Origin of the sequence: Anaerotaenia torta (assembly GCF_050433395.1) — a bacterium.
GTDB classification, from domain to species: domain Bacteria; phylum Bacillota; class Clostridia; order Lachnospirales; family Lachnospiraceae; genus Mobilitalea; species Mobilitalea torta.
In genome coordinates this window covers 146,831-170,301 of sequence record NZ_JBNPXH010000003.1, presented here as the reverse complement: position 1 = coordinate 170,301, position 23,471 = coordinate 146,831, and the positions used below count along the sequence as shown (strand labels likewise).

The window sequence follows — 23,471 nt, the reverse complement described above, 5'->3', positions numbered from 1 at the left end:
TCAATGCTATTATCAACTGTTATTCTTTCATACCTGAAGTACTCATAGTTTCAATAATATTAGACTGGCTTATAATAAACACAATAATCGGTACTATCATCATTAGTACTGCAACCGCAGCTGATACTCCGGCCCGTGCTATTGTTCCTGAGGAGATCTGTGACAAGGCATAGGGCAGTGTTTTAAGATCCTCACTGTAAATATAGGTACTTCCCGTCATATTCCAAAAATCTTGAAATGAAAATATAATAAGGGTTAACCAGGCTGGTTTTACATTTATCATTACGATATACCAGAATGTATAAATTTCACTGGCTCCATCAATCCTAGCCGCCTCCAATATGGAATCCGGTATCTGTTCCATAAATTGCTTCATTAAAAAAAGTCCAAGGGGCGAGGCCAAAGGCGGAATAATTAAAGCCCAATAGGTATCCAGCCATTTTAATTTACTCATAATCAGGTAGTTTGGTATTGCAGTTACATAAGATGAAAACATCAACGCTGTTATAACTAATCCAAACAAGACCTTAGAAAACATGAATTTATGTTTTGCAAATGCATAGGCAGCCAGTGATGCAATAATAACATGTCCGGTTACACCTGCTGCTGTTATAAAAATAGTATTAAAAGCATATCGGGAAAACGGAACCCATGATTCACCTATTAGTACTACGACATCACGGAAGTTTTCAAAGGTAGGATGCCGCACAAAGTATCTTGGAGGAAAAACAAATAATTCATCTAAGGGTTTAAAAGCATTACATACCGCATAAATAATTGGCAGCATCATAAATGCACTTATCAGTAATAAAAAAGTTGTTAGTGTAAAATCTCCGCCAAAAGATCTGTTTAGTGTACGATGTCTTAATCGAAATTTTCTTGCCGCTATGAACGTATCTTTCATGATCATGTACCAACCTTTCTAAGCATAAACTGTACTAATTTATTGCACACAATCATTGTTACAAACAAGATCGTTGATATTGCTGAAGCATATCCCATTTGATAACGAATGGTTCCATAATCGATTAAATGAGATACGATAGTATGGGCAGCATAATCTACACTCGGAAAACCAGCCAGCGCCGCTAGCTTATCATGGATTGCAAAGGAGGACGTAATTGTCATTACCGCACCAAACATGAGTTGAGGTTTCATATATGGCAGCGTAATAAACCATAGTTCCTGCCACCGGTTTTTAATACCGTCCACACATCCTGCTTCAACAATTGATTTATCAATTCCCTTTAGACCGGCAACAAAAGATAAAAAGCCTGCGCCCATACTGGTCCATAGAACAACTAATACTAATACTGGTGTTATATGATTCGCATCTGTAAGCCATTGGATTGGCGAATTTATTAAACCTGATTTCATTAAAAGTCCATTGATATATCCATATACATCACCGCTGAACATAACATTCCATACAACATATACTTGCCCTGATAACGTTGGTGCATAAAAAACAACAACCATGATTGCACGCAATTTACGGGGTAACTCATTGAGCAGCCACGCAAGAAGAAATGAGGCTATGTAACTGATCGGGCCTGTAATTGCTGCAAACAAAAATGTATTTTTCACTGCTATAAGAAATACATCATCGGCAAAAAATAAATTTACATAGTTCTGCCATCCAATAAATTTAGGCGATTCAAGAACGTTAAAGTATGTAAAACTTAATACAATAGAGATTACCACCGGAATGATGTAAAATACCGAAAAAATAGTGTAAAATGGTGCAATAAAAAGATAGGATATTTTATTTTTACGGAAGTTCAGCTTCATCGCAACCTTCTGCATTTTAATATAATTCACATAATCTATCTTAGTTAATCTATCTTCTTTCTTGTTCATTTCTGCTCCTGTCTGCCGATTTATTCTAGAATAAAACCCTTTACTTTACCGGTAAGTTAAATTCAATTCTCTTATTGGTAATCTCATTGTTGATATTAAGTGCATATTCTTCTAATACTTCTCTGGGATTTTCATTATTATTATATACGCTATAAAATGCATTCTGAATATGACGTGATGTCATGTATCCACCTGGGATTTCTGGTATCCCCTTCACATACTCCAATTGCGACTTTAATACCTTTAAGTCTCTTTCACTCCAAGGAAGAAGTTCTATGGCAACTTTCGATGCTGTAGCAAGACGTCCTGAAACACCAAGTAAATTTTCTACACTATTCCCATATTCCTGCTGGGTTTCAGCTGAAGTCCACCATTTCAAGAATTCCCATGCGTTATCTTTCATATCAGAATCATCCAGTATGACACAAGATGTACCGGATATGACGGAGGTTCGATCCAGGCTCTCATCTTTCTGTAATGTACCGGGAACCATGGTAATTCCCCATAACCCTTTAATTTCAGGTGCAAAAATAGATAAATAGTTGTATGCGGTATAATTAGAAATTGCCAAAGGCATCTCGCCGGTTCTAAAACGGTTTGCTAAGTCATAGGAAACCGGTAACGTATAGTCAGTAAACATTGCAGTCCATGTCTGAAATGCTTCAATCGCTTCTTCCGATGTAAGATTCGTACTCATACCATCTTTGGTATAAAGGCTGCAATTATTTTGCTCAAGGAACATAGTATAGGAAGCCAACAAATTAGCGGCAGCGCCAATGGGTAGTCCAACCTGCATATTATTTTTTTGAATAACTGAGGTCGCAACATGAAATTCATCCCAATTTTGCGGTATTGCGATACCTAAATCTGAAAGTATATCCGCTCGATAGAACATAACCATAAAATCCATAGTTTCTGGAAGGGCGTAAACCCCTCCATCATATTCATAGGGTGTCATACTGGCATTATAAAAATTTTCAAGAACTTCATTGTAATCCGCAAATTGCGTTAAATCAACAACGGCATTTCGCAACGCATAATTTACAGGATCTGAATTGCCCATATGAAGTGCTACATCCGGACCTTTCCCTGCCAAAACCGCTGATAACATAACACCGCCATTTACAATCTTAATGTTAATTGGTATCGATTTCTCAGGTGTAAATGATTCATCAACCATTTGTTTTAAGATCTGCGCCTGATCACGGCCACTGGAATCTGACAGCACCCAAACAGTTAGGGCCTCCGTTCCATATACATTACCGATACTGTCATAATCTTCGGTAAAGGAGGCGAAAAAATTGCGAATCTCAAAAATAAGCTTTTGCCAAAAGCTGGCTTCCACCTTTGGTAAATCTGCATCTTTAGAAGCAATATTAATGTAATCTATCTCAAGTGGCTGTTCCTTAATGCTTAAGGCCCAGGAGCTTAAAGATACAATATTATCCTTGAAGGTATTCCAGTTCCTTGCTATCTTATCAGGATTTTTATACATAAGCTCTGTTTGATAGATCAATTGCTCCAAAGCCGAACTATTCATACCTTTCGATCCCTGAAAACATTCCTTGATCTTTTCCTGTACAACGGATAATGCCTTATACTGTTCCTCCAAAATTTTTATTGCTTCAGGAACCTTTTTCTCAAGGCTGTAATCTCTTTTCGTATCTGGAGTTGTTCCGATGATTACGAGCATTTGCCGATAGGTTTTATTCAGTTCATAAACACAGTCTTCAATCAGATCAAGAATTTCTCCCAAATCCTCTGTAAGCGTTACTTCAAGAGTTAAGGTATGCTGCCCTTTCTCAAGATAAAATAAATAAGGTTGATCATCTCCAATTATTTTGTTTTGCCATGTGTTTTTATTATGGAATGCAATTTCCTTAGCTTCTTTAAAAGGATATTCGCCGTCAACCTTTATACTGCGATTCACGCTAACACCATTAATCAGCTTTTGACGATACTTTATATTAATGGTATAAAGACCACTTTCCGGAACTTGTACTTCCCAGGATATCCATTGACCGGCAGACTTCCAGTTCTCTCCACCAACCATATTCAATCTGGTTTTAGAAACCTTTTTGAAATCATCGGCTGCACATGTACCATCAGAAGATTGGGTTAACGCTGAGCTTCTATCATTAATAGGGTATAAAGTAGAGCTGGAAGTCTGATATGTTCGTTCTCCCTGGATAGTAACCGTGATGGAATCATCCACTGATTGATAACCTTTTTCAGCATATTCCTCTTTAACTTCATTATAACTTGGTAATTCTTTTATTCTCGTAAACAAAATACCCTTTATTGCAAGGGGCTCCCTTACTGCTTCCAGAGAAAATGTATTTTTACCCTCTTGAAAATAAAATTGATACGGATCATTAAAATTACCGCTGGAATCTTTTATATAAGTGCCTGTCCATTGTGGCATCTCTACCTGTTTCGGACGAATCTCATTTCCGTTCGCATCGCTAGTAATATCATTGGCAAGTGTCCAAATTCTTGAAAATAATACTACATCCGTCCCTTTAAAAGGTACTTCTCCGTTAATAAGTACTTTGCGTTCAATATCTCCGCCCTTACCTTTTACCGGATAGTATTCTACATAAATTTGATAAAAACCTGCTTCCGGTACAGTGATGGTCCATGTAATGGTACTATCCTCCTGTCCTACAACTGATATCCCTTCATATCCCGGCAATGAGCTTTCTTTACTTACCGTACCCTTTGCTTCGGTATATTCCTCAGCAAGAATATATTGTTCATTATCCAGAAAGTCTACGTCTTTATACTTATTTAAGTAATCAACATAGCCGCTATGTTGCGAAACCTCATCCAGGGACAGACTAACCGGTGCATCCTCTGCTAAAGCAAAAACCGGTCTCATATATAATAAAATTAGCGAAGCTGCTATGACATATACTACTAACTTCTTCATTCAATGCTCCTATCTTCTTGTTATCTAGTACATTCATTTACATACAGATTAATTTTTCCACCATGGTTTGGGTCCATCATTAACTTCATATTCGTTAAGACTCCACTCGTCTTGCCAGATTATATAAGGCTTATCTCCATCAAAGCGGATTGGTAACCAGATATAGGCAGCCTCTTTCGTCTCTGCTACATCCCATCCGTTTAGCTTCGATGTTTTTGCCATCCACCGATCACCTATGGCTATATAGAGTCCATATCGGGTGGGATGTTTAAATACACTGCTGAATTGACAATCAAAGCTTGTATTCTTAGTGTCATTCACACATGGATTTCCTAAAACCTCATAAGGACCATGCATCAATTTTGATACAGCTATTTCTGACGGATTGGGATCATATCCTGTAGTACCGGAGGAGATAAGATAATAATTATCTAAATGCTTAAAGAATGCCGGCGCTTCTCTTGCAATTGGAGGAGCCGCATGCGGAAAATGCGATGAGTAATAACCGGTTACATCCAAATAGTCGTCAGTTAGATCTGCAATAATAATTTCTGTATGTACTCTGTCAGCGATAAAATACCCTTTGCCGTCCCTCTCATCTACCCATAAATCAAAATCTCCCATTTCCATCCCTAATGGACGAATCACTTTAATCAAGCGAAACGGCTTTTTTATGTCATCCGATACGGCGATCCCCATCTGCTGTACAGACCAATCTCTAGAATCTTCATTGCTGCCTGCAAACTTTACCCACATTACAAATTGCTTGGATCTCTTGTTATAAATAATGTGTGGCCTGTCAATAATACGATCCGGGTGCAACTGACTTTTTATATCATCTACCGGTTCAAGAATTATGCCTTCATTTTTCCAGTTATATAAATCATTTGAGGAGTATAGCTTTACACCCCAATGCCAATTACTACCTCCTCCAACATATCTTTCTTTATTTTCGCCATACCAATAAAAGGTACCTTCGTGATATAGCACTGAACCCCCATGAGCCTGAATTAAGTTCCCGTCAGTATCCTTCCAGGGTTGACCCGGATAAAATGAATTCAATGTTTTCATTTGTCATTTCTCCCTAATATTCTGTGTCATTTTGTTAATAACTTCAACAATCACATTATACCAAACTATTTATCTCTCTTTAAGTGTCGAATTTGACTTTGCACATTGTTGATTTTGCTGCATTGATTTTGCTATTCAAATAAAGAATTTAGCCAGTCGATGGCAGCAAATAATATAACTCACTGTACATCACCACAGTCTCAATTGACAAAATCACATAAAAGATATATAGTTTAACCAAATAAGGGGGAAAATCTATGAACATGGATGAATTCAGAGAGTTTATACATAAATATACAGAGATTGAACTTTATAACAAGACGAAATATCAACAATCTAATTATAACAAAGGTTATAATTATGCATGGGAGACACCCAGGCATAATGCGGTATTATCTGAGCCCACGGATGACCAGACAAGACAGTTTTTTATTGTTACCGGCTTAACTGATGTATTCCCCGAGAAACAATACTTTAAAGAAAACCATGACATAACGTTAATAAAACACGACCGTTATGCTTATTCATTTAATCATAAACACAATTTTTTTGAAATTGTATACTGTGCCTCCGGTGAATTTATACATGAAATAAATAGTACCAAACGAACACATCGAGAGGGAGAACTTTATGTGATTGCTCCCGGTGTTAATCACGCCCTCCATGTATATAATGATAGTATTGTTTTGAACCTGCTTATTAAAAATAGCAGTTTTGATCATGTGTTTCGATCTATAATTGGTAAGCAAAATATCTTATCTCACTTTTATACGAATTCTATCTATTCCAAAGAAAATAACGGTATATTAATCTTTGATACTAAGAACGATGCAGAGATTAAAGAAATGTTTATAAAATTATTTTATGAAGAATATGAAAGCCAAAGATATACCGCTGATATATTGAACCATATGACCATGCTGATATTCTATTATCTGATGAGAAATTATGAAGATACTGCAGTAAATTTATCCATCCAAATGGAAAATGACGATAAAATAAATGCCATTATGCAGTATATAAGGGATAATTTTATGACAGTGACGTTAGATGACTTGGCAAGAGAATTTTATTTTAATAAATACTATATCAGCCGGCTCATTAAAGAAAAAACCGGCGATAACATCTCAAATGTCATAAAAAAAATGCGTCTTGATATTACAGAACAACTTGTCGCCAATACAAACTTATGTTTTTGGGAAATAGGACAAGCAGTTGGTTATACGGATACAACACATCTATTCCGTATCTTTAAACAACGGTATGGTGTCAGCCCGAAGGAATATCGAAAGCGTTTCCAAAAGAACGGGAATGAAGATAATATGAGCAAAAATACTAATGATGAAATATAATGATTAAGGGTGAAATGGGCTTACATATAATAACTGAATAAGTCATTATGTACAAGCCCGTATACTATAGAAAGAGAACTTATTTCTTTTTTTTATTTTTATATCTCATTATTGCGGCACCGCTAAAGCCTAATACTAAGACTGTACCTATTATAAAGCAGATATAATATGGCAGATTAATTTTTACTTTATTTATATCAATTTCTCCTTCTTTTTTATTATCATGATCAGTGGCTTCCATTCCCTTATGGGTATTATTATCATTTTCAATAAATACTTCAATTTGATCATTTTCTTTGATTTTGATATCCTTATCAGAGGCTGCTATAACATTAAGTTCATGAATCATCCAAACTCGATTGTGTTCCTCACCCGTCTGAACAATTCTGATATGCTGTGCATATTGTGCCTCAAATGTAACCGCAGTTTTTCCTGTTTGTGCTTCTCCAGTTGCTATGAGATTCCACTTTTTCGCATCCTCTGAAAGGTATATTTCATAGCCTTTTGCTGCATTTTCATTCTCCGTATACATTGTTATCTTATTGATAGGATATCGCTTAGCCATATCCAGCTCAATCAATTGACTTTTACTACTGTTTTGCACATCTCCGCTAGACCAATATGTCGTTAAATCCCCGTCAATCATATTGGCAGCTTTTTCTGAAGCAGAGCTTTCCTTATATGCATCTATGATCCATTCTTTACGGTCGATGGGTTCACCTTTTATGTAATATACAGAAGTAAAACTTCCGTCTGAATACTTTTTAAATAGCTCTTCTAAAAATTTATTGCTTCTGTACTGCTTCGTCGTATAGGTACTCCACTTCTTAGCGATATTGTAGGCGCTGTCCTGGTCAAAATCAACGAACTGAATACCACTTGGATTGTGATAGAGCCCCCAGCTTAATGATGTATCTGTGACTGTTGTCTTATAAGTCCAATTAGTCCAGGAAACTCCATAGTAATTCAATCCGTTTAACCATATATCCCATGCATCTTCTACCAGCCAAAAGTTAAATTCACTTGCTAATACAGGAACATTGTAGGCCAACTGAAATGTCCTGATTATCTTTAATTGCTGGTTTGCAAAAGCAGATTGTAACTTCGCATCCTGCTTGATTTTTACATTAATATCAGCATCTACTTCGCCCGGGAAATAATGGTGGGTTTCATAGATTACATTATTCCACCCATGACCTTCCGGCTTTCCCATGGATGCAATGTCATTAAAATTTTGAATTCTGTAACCATTCAAATCAGCATCTGAATCTACCAACTTATAGTAGGAACCCATGGAAATAATATGATCAGGGTCTACTTCACGAATGGCTTTATACAATGTTGTATACATATCCTGTATTTTATTATGTCCATACCATGGATCATCCTGCAATGGCTCATTTAAAAGCCCATATGCTGCTATCGCCGGATTACCCTTATAATGTTCAGCAATTGCTGTCCATAGCTTAACCGTCCATGCCTGATATGTAGAACTAGACCATAATTCATTCGATCCGATCTGACCACCCGTTAACCAGCCGGAAGTATGTCCTCCCGGTGATCCATGCAGATCAAGAAGTATATAGATACCATATTTCGTTCCCCATGCTGCCGCATCATCAAGCTGTGCAAACGCATTATCTTTAAGTTTACCGTCTATCGTTAGAATTTCCATCCAGTAAAAAGGAATTCTTACAAAATTGACTCCCATCGAGGATAGATAAGCAAAATCCTCTTCTGTTATATCTGCATTCTGATATGAATCCAGTAATTCATCTGCCTTATCTTCACCAAACCGACTGATTAATTTGGTTCTGACATCATAATCCACATGATTGCAGCCTCCGTCCATCCACCCTTCCAAATGAAGCCAACCGCCTAAATTACAACCTCTTAATTGTACAATATCTCCTTTCTTATTTTTAATATGAATCCCGTCCGTATATAAAAAATCCTCTGTTTTTATATTTATTTTCTCATCCTCTCCAGTCATTGCATGTACATTAACAGGTAGTATGTATAATAATAGCAATAAGCCTATAAAGCTCCATAAAGATAACCTGCCTTTCATTCCATATCCCCCTCATTCTATTTAATAACCGTTATTCAACTAACTTAATAACTTATTTAGTTATAACTAATGGTACCATGATGGTCTATTATGGGTCAATTGCGTATTTTGACTTAAAAAGTCTACGATTTTAACTTTTATCTTCCGTACGCGCAGCTGCGCATCATTAGCCCGAAGGGGTATGTTCCATAGTCTCTCCTGATTTATATTCATCTTATTGAATCACATGTAAAGCATCCTTGGATTCATATTTCATTACAAAATCTCTTTCCATGGTACCATACCTTTATTGAGTACAGCAACCTTAAACATTTTTCAGAAATAAAGCTGTACTACTGGTTTTTTATTCACTTAAAAACATCCTGTCATTTTTACATGGCAGGATGCTCCAATATATTCATTTCAGTTGTCAGCAATAATATTTTATTTTTTCTTCCTTAAAATGATTTTTCCACTCATCGCATATGAGAAAATACTGTGCCGATATAATATCCAATAATTCATTCAAATCACCTTGCGGTATCTTACTTGCGTTATTGGCAACAATACATCTTCCGGAAGCAGTTAACCAAATTTTTGTAGCATTTGAACTTGGCTTTCCCATACCTACATGAACATGGATTGGTTCGTTATTTTCATTTGACCAGAAGAATACCTTATACCCACCAACCTGGAACAGACTAGGCAATTTGTATCCCTCCCGAAGCTGCATATTTGTATAGCAAATGAGCATTGCTATGAAGAAACCGGTCAAATTTCTCAATCTCTTTATCAGTAAAGCCTTCTCTTTTAATCCAAGTATACGTCGGTAGTGAACACCTGGCTATATCAAAACCTTCCTCCGTTGGACGTTCAAAATGAACTTCCACACATTGTAACCCATTTTCCTCAATGATATGAGAATGTACTATCTCTGTTTCATCTGCCAAAGTTATATATGGATACATCATAGCTATTTACCTCCTTTGCTCATTCTGTAATTAAATCAATTATTTTTTCTTAGTATAACACATATTCATTATTTATTCTATATATCCCTCTTTTTATTCTAACTCAAAACATACACCCCAAAAACATACACTTCAAAACATACATAATAAGGTGCTTAATAAAACACCGCCAAACATTGCTTTCAGAATGTGGCTCATATTATTTTATTTTCACTGGCTCTATTGATGGGTATATCCATTTTTCTTAGAAGAGCAGTAATTTGAATACATAATATTGCATTTTCATCATAAGTTCGCCAATCCGAGTCAACATCTCTTATACTGCTGAATAGTTTTCAGATTCCCAATGGCGCAAAGTCCGACTCGTCAGTCCCATTTGCTCTGCCACTTTATTAATAACTAATGGTTTACTCATTTTCATTCCTCCTGAGATATCTCAAGATAATAATAACACTTATCGCCCCGTCAATTGTAATAGTTTTTTTATATTTATAAAAATAGCCTGCATCCGAAGATACAGGCTATTCCGTAATCAAAAATATATACTTAGTTTATTAACTCTAGTTGTTCAAAACTGCCTGCGCCGCAGCCAATCTTGCAATCGGCACACGGAACGGAGAACAGGATACATAGTTCAGACCAATCTTATGACAGAATTCAACGGTGGAAGGATCTCCGCCATGCTCACCGCAGATACCAAGCTTGATGTTAGGTCTTGCTGCACGGCCCTTCTCGGAAGCCATCTTCACTAACTGGCCAACACCTTCCTGATCCAGTCTTGCAAAAGGATCGGACTCGTAGATCTTGGACTTGTAGTAGGCATCCAGGAACTTGCCGGCATCGTCACGGGAGAAGCCGAAGGTCATCTGGGTTAAGTCATTGGTACCGAAGGAGAAGAAATCAGCTTCTTCAGCGATCTCATCTGCCAGCAGTGCCGCACGGGGAATCTCGATCATGGTACCTACATGGTACTCGATATCGGAATTCATCTCCTTCTTCACTGCTTCTGCTGTCTCAACAACTACATCCTTAACAAACTTCAACTCTCTCTTCTCGCCTACAAGAGGGATCATAATTTCAGGAACAATGTCAAATCCTTTTTCCTTCTTTACTTCAATGGCTGCTTCCATAACCGCTCTGGTCTGCATTCTTGCAATCTCAGGATAGGTTACGGCAAGACGGCAGCCTCTGTGTCCCATCATGGGGTTGAACTCATGAAGGCCTTCACAGGTAGCCTTTACTTCTTCTACAGTCAGGCCCATATCCTTCGCTAAATCTGCAATATCCTCCGGATCGGTGGGAACGAATTCATGCAACGGGGGATCCAGGAAACGGATGGTAACCGGTCTGCCTTCCATTACCTCGTAGATTCCCTTGAAGTCGCTCTTCTGGAAAGGAATCAGCTCATTCAGAGCCGCCTCTCTCGCTTCTACTGTCTTGGAGAGAATCATCTTTCTGATCTTCGGAATTCTGTCGGGCTCGAAGAACATGTGCTCGGTACGGCAAAGGCCGATACCTTCTGCGCCGAACTTCACAGCGTTCGCTGCATCCGTAGGAGTGTCCGCATTAGTTCTTACCTTTAAGGTTCTGATCTCATCGGCCCACTTCATGATTCTGTCAAAGTTACCGCTGATGGAAGCCTCTACCGTCGGGATGTCTCCGATGTAGATATTACCGGTAGAACCGTCTAAGGAGATGTAATCCCCTTCTTTTACTGTATTGCCAGCAAGGGTGAATACCTTTGCTTCTTCATCAATTACGATCTCACCGCAGCCGGATACACAGGCAGTACCCATACCACGGGCAACTACTGCTGCATGGGAGGTCATACCGCCGCGAACGGTTAAGATACCCTCTGCTGCATGCATACCTTCAATATCCTCGGGAGAGGTTTCAAGGCGAACCAGAATTACTCTCTCGCCCTTCTCATGGTTGTTCTTCGCATCCTCTGCGGTAAAGTATACCTTACCTGCTGCCGCACCGGGAGATGCAGGAAGTGCGCTGCCAACAGGCTTTGCTGCCTTTAAAGCTGCCGTGTCAAAGGTAGGATGCAGCAACTGATCCAGGGACTTCGCCTCAATTCTCTTGATGGCATCCTCCTTGGTGATCTTGCCCTCGTCCACCAGATCACAGGCAATCTGAAGAGCTGCGGGAGCAGTTCTCTTGCCGTTACGTGTCTGTAAGAAATAGAGCTTCGTATCTTCAATGGTGAACTCCATGTCCTGCATATCTCTGTAATGGTTCTCAAGGAGAGTTGCAATTCTCATGAACTCAGCATATGCTTCCGGCATATCCTCTTCCAGCTTGCTAATAGGCTGGGGAGTTCTGATACCGGCAACAACGTCCTCACCCTGGGCATTGATCAGGTACTCACCATAGATCTTCGCCTCACCGGTGGAAGGATTACGGGTAAATGCAACACCGGTACCGGAGGTATCGCCCATGTTACCGAATACCATGGCCTGAACGTTAACTGCAGTACCCCAGTCGCCGGGGATATCGTTCATTCTTCTGTAGTAAATCGCACGGGGATTGTCCCAGGAACGGAATACGGCGGTTACTGCCTCAATCAGCTGATCCGCAGGATTCTGAGGGAAGTCGGCTCCTTTTTCTGACTTGTATAAAGCCTTGAAACCGGCAATTACTTCCTGTAAATCTGCTGCTGTCAGATCGGTGTCGTAATGAACACCTTTCTTCTCTTTAATGTCATCCAATACTCTTTCGAACTTGGATTTGCTGATTTCCATAACTACATCAGAGAACATCTGGATGAATCTTCTGTAGGAATCATATGCAAATCTGGGATTGCCAGTCTTCTTGGCAAAGCCTTCTACTGCTGCATCCGTTAAGCCCAGGTTCAGAATCGTATCCATCATTCCAGGCATGGAAGCTCTCGCACCGGAACGCACGGAAACCAACAGGGGATTCTCGGTATCACCGAATTTCTTGCCCTGCTGCTCTTCAAGAAGCGCTAAGGATGCGAAAATCTGATCTTTAATCTCATCCCTGATCTTCTTTCCGCTATTGTAGTAGTCTGTACATGCCTCTGTTGTCACTGTAAAACCTTGAGGAATCGGGAGGCCTAAGTTAGTCATCTCTGCCAAGTTAGCGCCTTTACCGCCAAGAAGGTTCTTCATGTCTGCCTTACCTTCTTTGAACAAATAAACCCATTTCGTCATTTTGTAAGTGCCCTCCTATAATATATTTACATTATGTTGTAGCGTTGTCACGGACAATGATGCCAAAAGCACAATATCAGAATGCTTTTGACATCATTATCGTCAGTCCGTCGACATTATATCACAGAACCTCTGATTAAGGAAAGAGTTTTTTTCTAAAATTTTAATTTATTCTCAAAATATTCTTTTAAATCCTCTATTTTGATTCTTTCCTGCTCCATTGTATCCCTGTCACGGACAGTAACTGCCCCGTCCGTCTCGGATTCAAAATCATAGGTAATACAGAAAGGAGTTCCGATCTCATCCTGTCTGCGGTATCTCTTGCCGATATTGCCTCTGTCATCAAACTCACAGTTATAGAGCTTGCAAAGCTCCATATAAATCTTCTCAGCGGGCTCGGACAGCTTCTTCGACAGGGGAAGCACACCGATCTTCACCGGAGCCAGAGCCGGATGGAAATGAAGCACCGTACGCACATCCCCCTCCGCAATCTCCTCTTCATCATATGCGGCACAAAGGAAGGCAAGCACTACCCGGTCTGCTCCAAGAGACGGCTCCACAACATAGGGAATGTATCTGCGTCCCTTCTCATCATCAAAATAGCTCATATCCTCCTTGGATACATTCTGATGCTGGGTTAAATCGTAATCCGTACGGTCAGCGATACCCCAGAGCTCACCCCAGCCGAAGGGGAATAAGAACTCAATATCTGTAGTCGCCTTGCTGTAGAAGGAAAGCTCCGCAGCATCATGATCTCTGACTCTCATTTCCTCGTCCTTCATTCCGAGGCTCTTCAGCCAGTCGATACAGAACTGCCTCCAGTAACTGAACCATTCCAGATCCGTGTCAGGCTCGCAGAAGAACTCCAGCTCCATCTGCTCGAACTCTCTGGTACGGAAGGTAAAGTTACCCGGTGTAATCTCATTCCGGAAGGACTTGCCGATCTGCCCGATACCGAAGGGGATCTTCTTCCGGGAGGTTCTCTGTACATTTTTAAAATTAACGAAGATGCCCTGTGCGGTCTCAGGTCTTAAGTATACCACATTCTTAGCGTCCTCCGTTACCCCCTGGAAGGTCTTAAACATCAGGTTGAACTGGCGGATATCGGTAAAATTATGCTTTCCGCAGGTAGGACAATTTATACTATGTTCATCGATATATTTCTTCATATCTTCCTGGGACCAGGCATCTACGGAACCCTCCACTGTAATTCCATGCTCCGTATGATAGTCCTCAATCAGCTTATCCGCGCGGAAACGCTCATGGCATTCCTTGCAATCCATCAGGGGATCGGAAAAACCGCCCAGATGTCCGGAGGCCACCCATGTCTGGGGGTTCATAAGGATCGCGCAGTCAACACCTACATTATAGGGATTCTCCTGGATGAATTTGGCCCACCAGGCCTTTTTCACATTATTCTTCAGCTCCACACCCAGATTACCGTAATCCCAGGTGTTGGCAAGCCCGCCGTAGATCTCGGAGCCCGGATATACAAAGCCCCTTGCCTTAGCCAGTGCCACAATCTTTTCCATTGTCTTTTCCATATTATTTATCCTCTCATTTTAAATTATTTCCTTAGGGCTTGTATACTACAACCGTCATTCCCTCCTGGGCCCCCCGTACCGTATGACTGTCCACATAGGCGGCATTCTCGGAATAATACCTGACGGTTCCATCCACCATGATATCATAGGGCTCGTTCATCACCAGTATCTTCAATTTACTGTCTCCGAGAACCTCCTGGGTGCTTGCAAGAGTTCCGTTCTTGGCAGTAACCAGAGTGGTTGGCAGATTCAAGGGCACATCTGTTACTCCTCCATTAAAATATGCTGCAGAAGCCTCATTAAAAGCGGCATACTGATCCATACCGGAATAAGTAAGCAGCATGATGGCATTCCCGTTGTGAATCTCCACCGCATCCACCGTGATCTTCCCTGCGCCGGCTTTCTGATTATATCCATCTATCTTATTCTCAATGAAGCTCTTCAGTTCATTCAAATCATAATAGGACTTTTCAAAATCCTCCACCGTGGCCACCTGGAGCACACCGTTTGACTTTGCCAGTATGGTATCTGCAGTAATATTATCGATGGAAATGAATGCCTCTTCCTTCTTGCAGCCAGCTGCTCCCACTATAAGCAACAGGGCAATTGTGCAAAGAAACAACTTTTTCATAACCTTCCCTCCATTTCAAGTTTTGGGTTCATATAATTTTAACCTTAAAGTATAATAATTTCAACAGAAATTTAAAAATCAAGAACAGGCTGAACTTTGTCACAAGCCTTTCAGCATCTCCAAGGACTTGAATTCATGTTCGACGTAACGGCCCAGGTAATGTTTCATGCAAAGGCTGAGTTCCTCTTGTACTTCCGCCGTAACCCGAAAGGTATATAGCTTCTCTATCTCTTTCGATACTATGTACTGCATAGCATACAGGGTTGAGGTATTAATACGGATCGCCCCCTTGTCATAGCCTCTGCAATCTTCACATAGAATCCCGCCGCAATTAGGGCTGAAATAATACTGTCCCCCATAAGACTGCCCGTCCGTTTCCGCAGAAGATGAGTTTTTATCGCATTTGACACAGCCGAACACCTGCGGAGCCTCACCGTTCACTGCCATAATCTTTAGCTCGAAGATAGAGCGGATCAGGACCGTGTCGATAGTTTTTTTGGAGAGCGCCCGGAGCGTCTGGTACAGCAGCTTCAGGACCTCCTTCTCGTCGTTGTTCTCCTTTGTCAGGTACTCTGCAAATTCACAGAAATAAAACCCGTGGCAAAGTCCGGGGAAGTCCGTCCTCAGCTCCCCAAAATAATTAGAAATTTCCGCAGATAACAGATTATAGGAGGTTCTCCCCCCATAAAGAGCAAATTCACCGAAGGCAAAAGGCTGACTGCATGCCAATAAGGCGCTGTTCGGTCTTCTGGCGCCTTTGGCAAATGCTGATATTTTTCCGTTTTCCTTAGTCAAAATCACCAGCCGTTTATCGCATTCCCCAATCGGCATGGTCGACAGAACCATTCCTGTCACCGTGTTGGACCCCGGCAATCAATCCACCTTCCTTTTCAAAATCCATATGTGGTTCCTCCGCTATTTCTTCTTTCGTACATGCGATATAATGTAAGTAATCGTCAATCCTTCCTGTTTTAATAAAGTTCTTCCAATAATCATAATTCTTCATAAATGAGCCCCCTAACCATGATATATAATCACTTGTCACTTGTGACGATTATGCGCACTCCGTTCGGCGCAGAAGAAGATTCAGTGCCCGATCTCCTCATCTCCTATATCATTAGGTTTCCCATTTTATGCTCTATTAAACTGGTCAGAATATACCAGCTAAAATGTAAATTTTATACTTGACAATAGATTATTCGTCTTTATTATAGCCATAATTTCTTATAAGGAAATCGCTGTCACGCCAATCCTTCTTCACCTTCACCCAGAGCTGCAGGTTGACCCTGCAATCCAGAAGATTTTCTATCTCTCTCCGGGCATCGGTTCCGATCTGCTTCAGCATGCTTCCCTTCTTGCCAATGACAATTCCCTTATGGGAATCACGCTCGCAGACGATAGTGGCCTCGATATCCATCATACCGTCCTCCCCGTCTCTTCCCTGGGAGCGTTCCTTCATACGGTCAATGCAGACGGCAATTCCATGGGGTATCTCATCATCCAGCCGGCGCAGCGCCTTCTCCCGAATCAGCTCCGCCACAATCTGGCGCTCCGGCTGGTCTGTTACGGTATCCTCATCATAATACATGGGGCCCTCCGGCATATACCGATAGATGGATTCCATCAGCACCTGCGTATTCTCCCCCTTTAATGCAGAAACCGGAATAATCTCTGCGAAGTCACAGATATCCTTATAGGCGGCGATAAAGGCAAGAATCTCCTCCTTCTTCACCGTATCAATTTTATTAATTACCAGAATTACCGGAGTCTTCACCTTCCTCAACTGCTCTGCAATATGCTGCTCTCCGGCTCCGATAAAGGTAGAGGGCTCCACCAGCCACAGAATCAAATCAACCTCATTCATGGTCCGCTGAGCAACATTTACCATATATTGTCCCAGCTTATTCTTGGCCTTGTGAATTCCCGGCGTATCGAGAAAGATCACTTGCCCCCTCTCATCCGTATAGACCGTCTGTATCCGGTTCCTGGTGGTCTGGGGCTTATCAGAGGTTATGGCAATCTTCTGCCCGATCAGCCGGTTCATCAGGGTCGATTTTCCCACATTGGGCCTCCCGATCAGAGTGACAAATCCTGATTTATACTGATGTGAGCGGTTTGGTGTTTGCCGTTGGTTCGTATCCTTCATTCTTTCCTATCCCTTTCTCTTTTAGGAACAGTTCAAACTGTGGCAGGGAGGAGGGCAGGGTACTCCCATAATGCACTGTATGGAAGAGATATGATTGGATTTGTATGGCACAGACGAACATAATTGTACGGCAGTGACATGCAAATCCAGTCATATCTCTTCCATCCTGTGTGTGAGGGAGCACCCTGCCCTCCTCCCTGCCACAGTCTGAACTGTTATCCATTTCCATTTCTTATTTCATTAAATTCTTCACTTCCCGGAACATATCCTGATTCTCATTAATCTTGTTTTCATTGCCGATAACACAGATATTTCCTGCTTCCAGCATTGCTGTGATATATTTGTGGCAGGCCCGGATATCCTCCAGGGTTACATTCAGCACCTCGTTACGCTCCCGGCGGAGTTCTTCCTCCGTAATATTCCCAAGATACATGCTCAGGGAACGCCTTCCCTTCGTCTGCGGGGTCAGCGGAGTATCCAGAGTACTGAAGGTACCGATGATATATTTGGTAATATCCCGTTCATCCGCAGTAAAGTTGCTGATATATTCTGCTGCCTTTTCATAAATATTGTTGGTTTCCCTCAGATTCGGGTCCCGGTAGGAGGTAAAATATGCGTCGCCGTCCACACCGGAGAAACCGCACATGCACCCATAGGCCCCGCCCTTGACACGGATATTATTCCAGAGGTAATCATAGCTTAAAATCGTCTTTAACACTCTCAGCGCTCCGTGATATTCATATCCGGCCTTAATAAAATTACCCGCCCTGGCCACATACTGCACCTGCATCGCTGTCTTAAGGCCCTCATTCAGACATACCGGCTGGAGGCTGGAGGTATCATAGGCTTCAAACATGGAGTGGTCTGCCTGCTCCGGCAGCGTCTTACAGAAAGTCTCCAGCTTGTCGTCGAATCTCTCATAGCCTTCCTCATCCGCGGTAATACTCACAAATAAATTCTCACGGGTAAAGATCATTTTGATTAATTCCTTCAAATGCTTCACGATCTCATCCGCACGTTCCTGATAATTCTCCGCCAGCTCTTCAATGAACTGGTAGAAGGTAATTCCCGTCGTCACTTCCTTAAATAAACCATGAACGGAATAATAGCTCATGGCCCGGTTCACCGCCACGGAATGCCCGGCAGAATTAAAATGCATCTGCAGCTTGGACTTCATCTCACCGATGATTTCTTTCAAACGTTTCTTATCCTCCAGATTGCTCCGGTGCAGCATCTCGCCCACCAGACGGAAGGCTTCCGCCAGCTTATCGTATAACACCTTTACGGAGATATCAAAGACCGGAACATACTCCATTCCGCTGTAAATATTGGCGGTATTGCCTGCAGCTCCTCCTTTCACAGAAAAGCTCACCACATTCGATGCGATTCCTCCGGTATGGATATTGATTTCATTGGAAAGATTGAGATAACTATAATTCTCCGTATCCACATAGCCCAATACATAGGATAGCAGGGACGCATAGGGAAGCAGCTCCTTTGGAACCTCCTTCACGTTGAACAGCAGCCTAAGATACGCAATCTTATTGGTATGCACATTATGATGAATCACCTTCACCTGGCCCACCGTACGTTCCTCATTAAATAACGGCTCAATCTCCCTGCTGATGTCCGCTCTGGAAAGCAGCGGGATTGCTTCCAGCTCCTCTTTGGTGGAGGGGCGTTCCTGGAACTCGGCCAGTTCCTTTGTCTCACGCACCAGACGCTGCAACTCCTCCCTTGACAGGGTTGCCTTATACTGGGCCAGCCGTTTCTTAAGCTCCTCCTCCTTCTCCGCATTCAGGCCGGACTTCGGCTTTAAAATCACTACGGAGGTATGGGTGTTCTCTAACAGATATTCCTTGATTATCTTTTCATAGTAGCCTGTTCCAATCTTCTCCTTCAAGAAGGCATAGCCGTAAGAATCCTTCAGGTGGAGGAAAGGCTTCTGATCATCATGCAGCCAGCTGCTCATAGCCCTGAGCCCATATAACAGCCCCTTGGGGAACTGTCCGAAATCCGCCTCCCTGTACTTGAATTCATAGTAGTTAATTGCAGCACGCAGGGATTTCTCCTCCAGCCCTTCCGCTACTGCCTTTGCCAGAACATCGCGGATGATGGCAATGAGCTGGTCCTTCCTGTCTTCCTCGGAATTCTTGGCAATGACGCTAAAGGAAGGCTGTAAAATCTCATCCTCATAGCCGCCTAGAATGTCCTTTCCGATACCGGCATCCAGCAGAGCCTGCTTCACCGGCGCTCCCGGCGCCTGCAGCAATACATAGTCCAGTACCTGGAAGGTCAGCCCCAGCTCCTTATCCAGAGAATTGCCGATTACAGCATTCCAGCTGACATAGGTACTGTCCTTTGCCTCTTCCCCTTCACTGAGAGGATAGAAGGCTTCCACCTGGCGGCAGGAAGCGAAGGGCTTCTGCAGTTCAACCCTGGATGCCACATCCAGATGCTCATACTGATTCAAATATTCTTTGTCCAGCCAGTTCAGGCGCTCTGCAAAGTCCATATCCCCATACAAATAAATATAGCTGTTGGAAGGGTGATAATAGGTTCTGTGAAATTCCAGAAATTCTTCATAGGACAAATCCGGAATATAATCCGGATCACCGCCGGATTCTACACCGTAGGGGGTATCCGGGAAGAGGGAGTTCTGTATCATACGGTACAGCATCGACTCCGGCGAAGAAAAGGCTCCCTTCATCTCATTATACACAACCCCGTTGTACTTCAGCGGTGCATCCTCCGTTTCCAGGTCGTAATGCCAGCCCTCCTGATAGAAGATCTCCTTTTTCTGATAAATATTCGGATATAATACCGCATCCATATATACATGCATTAGATTCTTAAAATCCTGATCGTTCATGCTTGCAACCGGATATACGGTTTTATCCGGATAGGTCATTGCGTTCAAAAAGGTATTCAGCGAACCCTTCGCCAGTTCCACAAAAGGGTCCTTCGCAGGAAAACGCCTGGAACCGCATAATACCGAATGCTCAATGATATGAGCCACCCCGGTGCTATTGGCCGGCGGAGTCCGAAAGCCAATGGAAAATACTTTATTACTATCATCATTTGCAACGATGGCCACCCGCGCTCCGGTTTTCTTGTGCAGCAGCAGGGTTCCGACGCCGTTCATATCCTCCAGTTTTTCCTCTAATATAAAATCATATGAGGCAGGAATCTTAAATTTCATAGGTTAACCTCCATAGTCTGTTTTCTCTTCCTGAATTCATTTCCCGTTGGCCGGCACGCAGTGCCAGGATGCGCACTACGCTTCGCTCCGGCGCGCGGTATAATGTCTGCCGACATTATACCATGAAAATCTAGATTTGTCATTTCCAACCGGGGTCATTTCTTCAAAATATATTATTCCTTTGGGTCCTTTGAGTATATTGTTCCCTTGGTGTCTTAAATATATCATTCTCATTTCATTTCCTTCTTATAGAATATTTGTTATGTCGAGAAAATGCAGTTAATCACTATATATCCGAATAACATCCTGTTTTTTCATATCTTAATGAAATATGCCGAAAAAGATACTAAAAAGTTTTATATTTATTACAGAATTCAACAAAACTCATTTGACATTTTTTTTATTTTATGCTAAATTTATGCTATCCTTACTAATTTATAGCAAGGAGAAATCAATCATGTTTTAGGAGGCATTTATGAAGACAGGGACAGTTAAGTGGTTTAATGCAAAAAAGGGATTTGGATTTATTTCCGACGATGAGGGTAACGATGTATTTGTTCATTTCTCAGCACTTCAGATGGACGGCTTCAAGGTTCTCGAAGAGGGCGAGAAGGTTAATTTTGAGGTAGTCCAGGGTGAAAAAGGACCCCAGGCAGCAAACGTAACCAGATTATAATCGGCGACCAAAGTAATTTTTATATATATGGATACATATTTTAAAAGTTATAATAGGATGGGCAAAGATTACTTATGGGCAAGACCGTGTTCAACGGCCTTGCCCATATTTTCAGTTTATCAAATCTCAGATCGGCCGGTTGTGCCGCGGGATGATCTGTAATTTGATTAGTGTTTAAAATGCCTCATCCCAGTAAAGACCATTGCAATTCCATATTCATTGCATTTATTGATGGAGTCCTGGTCCCTGCCGGCTCCGCCTGGCTGGATGATGGCGGTAATTCCTGCCTGGTGCGCCGCTTCCACACAGTCATCAAAGGGAAAGAAGGCATCCGAAGCAAGCACAGCGCCTTTGGTAATCCCCTCACCAATTAATTCTCCGGCATGTTCAATGGACTGCTTCGTGGCCCAGATACGATTCACCTGTCCCGGACCGATGCCGATGGACTGCTTATCCTTCGCCAGCGCAATTCCATTGGACTTTACAAACTTAACCACTCTCCAGGCGAACTTCAAATCCTCCATTTCCTTCTCGGAAGGAGCCCGGTCGGTTACCACCTGAAGCTTCTCTTCCTCATATATCTTACTGTCAATGGTCTGTACAATCAGTCCGCCGTTGACCTTTTTCATGTCATAGGCATTCTCCTCCTGGGGAACCTGGATGTCCGCCAACTGAAGAATACGGATATTCTTTTTTATCGTCAAAAGCTCCAAGGCTTCCTGCTCATAAGAAGGGGCAACCACTACCTCCAGGAAGATGTCCTTCATCTCCTGTGCCACTGCCAGTGTCACCTCGCGGTTCAGAACCACAATCCCGCCAAAGATGGAAGTCTTGTCCGCCTGATATGCCTTGCTCCAGGCACCGTAGATATCCCCGGCACTTCCTACGCCGCAGGGATTGCCATGCTTGCAGGCAACGACGGTGGGTTCGGTAAATTCCTTCAGCAATTCCAGCGCCCCATTGGTGTCATTAATATTGTTAAAGGAAAGCTCCTTGCCATTCAACTGAACCGCGTCCGCGATAGAACCCTTCCTCTTCCCGATCTCACGGTAGAAGGCAGCGCTCTGATGAGGGTTCTCCCCATACCTCATATCCTGCACCTTCTCAAAGGTCATGGTCAGCGTCTCCGGAAAGGAGGTATCCATTCTCTGCTTCTTCAGATAATCTGCGATCATGGTATCATAGGAGGAGGTATGCATAAATACCTTCTGCATCAGATAGAACTTGGTATCCAAAGAGACCTCAGCCTTTTCCCTCAACTCACCCAGAACCTTTTCATAATCCCTGGGATCTACTACCACCGCCACATCCTGGTAGTTCTTAGCGGCTGACCGGAGCATCGTAGGCCCCCCGATATCAATATTCTCCACGGCTTCCGCCCTGGTTACCCCATCCTTCAGAATCGTGGCCTTAAAAGGATAAAGATTCACCACAACGATATCAATTGTCTCTATATTCAAATCAGTCAATTGCTGCATATGGGAAGGATTGCTTCTCATGGCCAGCAGCCCCGCATGCACCGCCGGATGAAGGGTCTTAACACGGCCGTCCAGGCATTCCGGAAATCCCGTAATCTCGGAAATCTCAACCGCCGGGATCCCCGCCTCCTTCAATTTCCCGTAGGTTCCTCCGGTAGAAATGATTTCAATCCCCATATCCGCAAATTCCTTCGCAAGCTCAACAATTCCTGTCTTGTCCGATACACTGATCAACGCTCTCATATTCTCTCTCCTTTTCCTTATTTCATCCTACAAGCCAATCTTACACCATGATAATCACGAATACAATTCATAAATACTAATGTATCTTATTGAAATTACTAATAATAGATGCAGGGTTAAAGTTCACAGGGCAGTA

19 protein-coding genes are annotated in these 23,471 nt (G+C 42.0%); 2 read left to right on the top strand and 17 right to left on the bottom strand.

Annotated features, from left to right (window positions below):
* Positions 1 to 19 precede the first annotated feature (19 nt).
* The 4 genes from HNQ56_RS06820 to HNQ56_RS06805 are packed head-to-tail and all read right to left on the bottom strand — an operon-like array spanning position 20 to position 5,863.
* Positions 20 to 904 (bottom strand): carbohydrate ABC transporter permease, encoded by an 885-nt coding sequence (locus HNQ56_RS06820; RefSeq protein ID WP_429144022.1) that lies wholly within the window; start codon positions 902 to 904, stop codon positions 20 to 22.
* A gap of 2 nt (positions 905 to 906) precedes the next feature.
* Entirely contained in the window at positions 907 to 1,860 is a 954-nt protein-coding gene (locus tag HNQ56_RS06815) for a carbohydrate ABC transporter permease (RefSeq protein WP_429144020.1), read from the bottom strand.
* 40 nt (positions 1,861 to 1,900) lie between these two features.
* The gene (locus HNQ56_RS06810; protein WP_429144018.1) at positions 1,901 to 4,792 is read right to left on the bottom strand and encodes an extracellular solute-binding protein; all 2,892 of its coding nucleotides are present in this window, start codon (positions 4,790 to 4,792) and stop codon (positions 1,901 to 1,903) included.
* Positions 4,793 to 4,840: 48 nt separating this feature from the next.
* A complete protein-coding gene (locus HNQ56_RS06805; RefSeq protein ID WP_429144016.1) occupies positions 4,841 to 5,863 on the bottom strand; it encodes a family 43 glycosylhydrolase in 1,023 nt (340 codons plus the stop codon).
* Positions 5,864 to 6,120: 257 nt separating this feature from the next.
* Between HNQ56_RS06805 and HNQ56_RS06800 the strand changes: the two genes are divergently transcribed.
* Positions 6,121 to 7,215 carry an AraC family transcriptional regulator gene (locus HNQ56_RS06800; RefSeq protein WP_429144014.1) on the top strand — a complete coding sequence of 365 codons (1,095 nt, stop codon included), beginning with the start codon at positions 6,121 to 6,123 and terminating at the stop codon, positions 7,213 to 7,215.
* 79 nt (positions 7,216 to 7,294) lie between these two features.
* Here the strand turns inward: HNQ56_RS06800 and HNQ56_RS06795 are convergent, their stop codons facing one another.
* From HNQ56_RS06795 to HNQ56_RS06740, 12 genes are all read right to left on the bottom strand, one after another.
* A complete protein-coding gene (locus HNQ56_RS06795) occupies positions 7,295 to 9,286 on the bottom strand; it encodes a cellulase family glycosylhydrolase (RefSeq protein ID WP_429144012.1) in 1,992 nt (663 codons plus the stop codon).
* 409 nt (positions 9,287 to 9,695) lie between these two features.
* Positions 9,696 to 9,974, bottom strand: a complete 279-nt coding sequence (locus tag HNQ56_RS06790) for a DUF4160 domain-containing protein (protein ID WP_429144011.1) — start codon at positions 9,972 to 9,974, stop codon at positions 9,696 to 9,698.
* Complete coding sequence (locus HNQ56_RS06785) at positions 9,967 to 10,215, bottom strand: hypothetical protein (RefSeq protein WP_429144009.1); 249 nt, start codon at positions 10,213 to 10,215, stop codon at positions 9,967 to 9,969. Before HNQ56_RS06785 ends, HNQ56_RS06790 begins: the two co-directional genes overlap by 8 nt.
* Before the next feature lie 337 nt (positions 10,216 to 10,552).
* Positions 10,553 to 10,651 carry a MerR family transcriptional regulator gene (locus HNQ56_RS06780; protein ID WP_429144007.1) on the bottom strand — a complete coding sequence of 33 codons (99 nt, stop codon included), beginning with the start codon at positions 10,649 to 10,651 and terminating at the stop codon, positions 10,553 to 10,555.
* Between the two features lie 145 nt (positions 10,652 to 10,796).
* A complete protein-coding gene (gene ppdK / locus HNQ56_RS06775) occupies positions 10,797 to 13,415 on the bottom strand; it encodes a pyruvate, phosphate dikinase (RefSeq protein WP_429144005.1) in 2,619 nt (872 codons plus the stop codon).
* 155 nt (positions 13,416 to 13,570) lie between these two features.
* Positions 13,571 to 14,959 carry a glycine--tRNA ligase gene (locus HNQ56_RS06770; protein WP_429144003.1) on the bottom strand — a complete coding sequence of 463 codons (1,389 nt, stop codon included), beginning with the start codon at positions 14,957 to 14,959 and terminating at the stop codon, positions 13,571 to 13,573.
* A 31-nt stretch (positions 14,960 to 14,990) separates the two neighbouring features.
* Positions 14,991 to 15,590 carry a hypothetical protein gene (locus tag HNQ56_RS06765; RefSeq protein WP_429144001.1) on the bottom strand — a complete coding sequence of 200 codons (600 nt, stop codon included), beginning with the start codon at positions 15,588 to 15,590 and terminating at the stop codon, positions 14,991 to 14,993.
* A gap of 99 nt (positions 15,591 to 15,689) precedes the next feature.
* The gene (recO, locus tag HNQ56_RS06760; RefSeq protein WP_429144458.1) at positions 15,690 to 16,436 is read right to left on the bottom strand and encodes a DNA repair protein RecO; all 747 of its coding nucleotides are present in this window, start codon (positions 16,434 to 16,436) and stop codon (positions 15,690 to 15,692) included.
* Positions 16,399 to 16,596 (bottom strand): hypothetical protein, encoded by a 198-nt coding sequence (locus HNQ56_RS06755; protein WP_429143999.1) that lies wholly within the window; start codon positions 16,594 to 16,596, stop codon positions 16,399 to 16,401. Before HNQ56_RS06755 ends, recO begins: the two co-directional genes overlap by 38 nt.
* Positions 16,597 to 16,785: 189 nt before the next feature.
* A complete protein-coding gene (gene era, locus HNQ56_RS06750; protein WP_429143998.1) occupies positions 16,786 to 17,736 on the bottom strand; it encodes a GTPase Era in 951 nt (316 codons plus the stop codon).
* The gene (locus HNQ56_RS06745; RefSeq protein ID WP_429143996.1) at positions 17,687 to 17,965 is read right to left on the bottom strand and encodes a hypothetical protein; all 279 of its coding nucleotides are present in this window, start codon (positions 17,963 to 17,965) and stop codon (positions 17,687 to 17,689) included. The genes era and HNQ56_RS06745 overlap by 50 nt, the downstream gene beginning before the upstream one ends.
* A 3-nt stretch (positions 17,966 to 17,968) precedes the next feature.
* Positions 17,969 to 20,938: an insulinase family protein gene (locus HNQ56_RS06740; RefSeq protein WP_429143994.1), complete on the bottom strand. Its 2,970-nt coding sequence runs from the start codon at positions 20,936 to 20,938 to the stop codon at positions 17,969 to 17,971.
* 475 nt (positions 20,939 to 21,413) lie between these two features.
* Here HNQ56_RS06740 and HNQ56_RS06735 point away from each other — a divergent pair, with 475 nt between their 5' ends.
* A complete protein-coding gene (locus tag HNQ56_RS06735; RefSeq protein ID WP_429143992.1) occupies positions 21,414 to 21,614 on the top strand; it encodes a cold-shock protein in 201 nt (66 codons plus the stop codon).
* A 167-nt stretch (positions 21,615 to 21,781) separates the two neighbouring features.
* On the opposite strand, the gene purH is transcribed toward HNQ56_RS06735, so the two are convergent.
* The gene (gene purH, locus HNQ56_RS06730; RefSeq protein WP_429143990.1) at positions 21,782 to 23,335 is read right to left on the bottom strand and encodes a bifunctional phosphoribosylaminoimidazolecarboxamide formyltransferase/IMP cyclohydrolase; all 1,554 of its coding nucleotides are present in this window, start codon (positions 23,333 to 23,335) and stop codon (positions 21,782 to 21,784) included.
* Between the last annotated feature and the right edge of the window lie 136 nt (positions 23,336 to 23,471).

Excerpts from the sequence above, each read along its gene's own strand:
- HNQ56_RS06820 (WP_429144022.1), bottom strand. The coding sequence starts at position 904 with ATGAAAGATACGTTCATAGCGGCAAGAAAATTTCGATTAAGACATCGT.
- HNQ56_RS06815 (WP_429144020.1), bottom strand. The coding sequence starts at position 1,860 with ATGAACAAGAAAGAAGATAGATTAACTAAGATAGATTATGTGAATTAT.
- HNQ56_RS06810 (WP_429144018.1), bottom strand. The coding sequence starts at position 4,792 with ATGAAGAAGTTAGTAGTATATGTCATAGCAGCTTCGCTAATTTTATTA.
- HNQ56_RS06805 (WP_429144016.1), bottom strand. The coding sequence starts at position 5,863 with ATGAAAACATTGAATTCATTTTATCCGGGTCAACCCTGGAAGGATACT.
- HNQ56_RS06800 (WP_429144014.1), top strand. The coding sequence starts at position 6,121 with ATGAACATGGATGAATTCAGAGAGTTTATACATAAATATACAGAGATT.
- HNQ56_RS06795 (WP_429144012.1), bottom strand. The coding sequence starts at position 9,286 with ATGAAAGGCAGGTTATCTTTATGGAGCTTTATAGGCTTATTGCTATTA.
- HNQ56_RS06780 (WP_429144007.1), bottom strand. The coding sequence starts at position 10,651 with ATGAGTAAACCATTAGTTATTAATAAAGTGGCAGAGCAAATGGGACTG.
- ppdK (WP_429144005.1), bottom strand. The coding sequence starts at position 13,415 with ATGACGAAATGGGTTTATTTGTTCAAAGAAGGTAAGGCAGACATGAAG.
- HNQ56_RS06770 (WP_429144003.1), bottom strand. The coding sequence starts at position 14,959 with ATGGAAAAGACAATGGAAAAGATTGTGGCACTGGCTAAGGCAAGGGGC.
- HNQ56_RS06765 (WP_429144001.1), bottom strand. The coding sequence starts at position 15,590 with ATGAAAAAGTTGTTTCTTTGCACAATTGCCCTGTTGCTTATAGTGGGA.
- recO (WP_429144458.1), bottom strand. The coding sequence starts at position 16,436 with ATGGTTCTGTCGACCATGCCGATTGGGGAATGCGATAAACGGCTGGTG.
- HNQ56_RS06755 (WP_429143999.1), bottom strand. The coding sequence starts at position 16,596 with ATGAAGAATTATGATTATTGGAAGAACTTTATTAAAACAGGAAGGATT.
- era (WP_429143998.1), bottom strand. The coding sequence starts at position 17,736 with ATGAAGGATACGAACCAACGGCAAACACCAAACCGCTCACATCAGTAT.
- HNQ56_RS06745 (WP_429143996.1), bottom strand. The coding sequence starts at position 17,965 with ATGGAAATGGATAACAGTTCAGACTGTGGCAGGGAGGAGGGCAGGGTG.
- HNQ56_RS06740 (WP_429143994.1), bottom strand. The coding sequence starts at position 20,938 with ATGAAATTTAAGATTCCTGCCTCATATGATTTTATATTAGAGGAAAAA.
- HNQ56_RS06735 (WP_429143992.1), top strand. The coding sequence starts at position 21,414 with ATGAAGACAGGGACAGTTAAGTGGTTTAATGCAAAAAAGGGATTTGGA.
- purH (WP_429143990.1), bottom strand. The coding sequence starts at position 23,335 with ATGAGAGCGTTGATCAGTGTATCGGACAAGACAGGAATTGTTGAGCTT.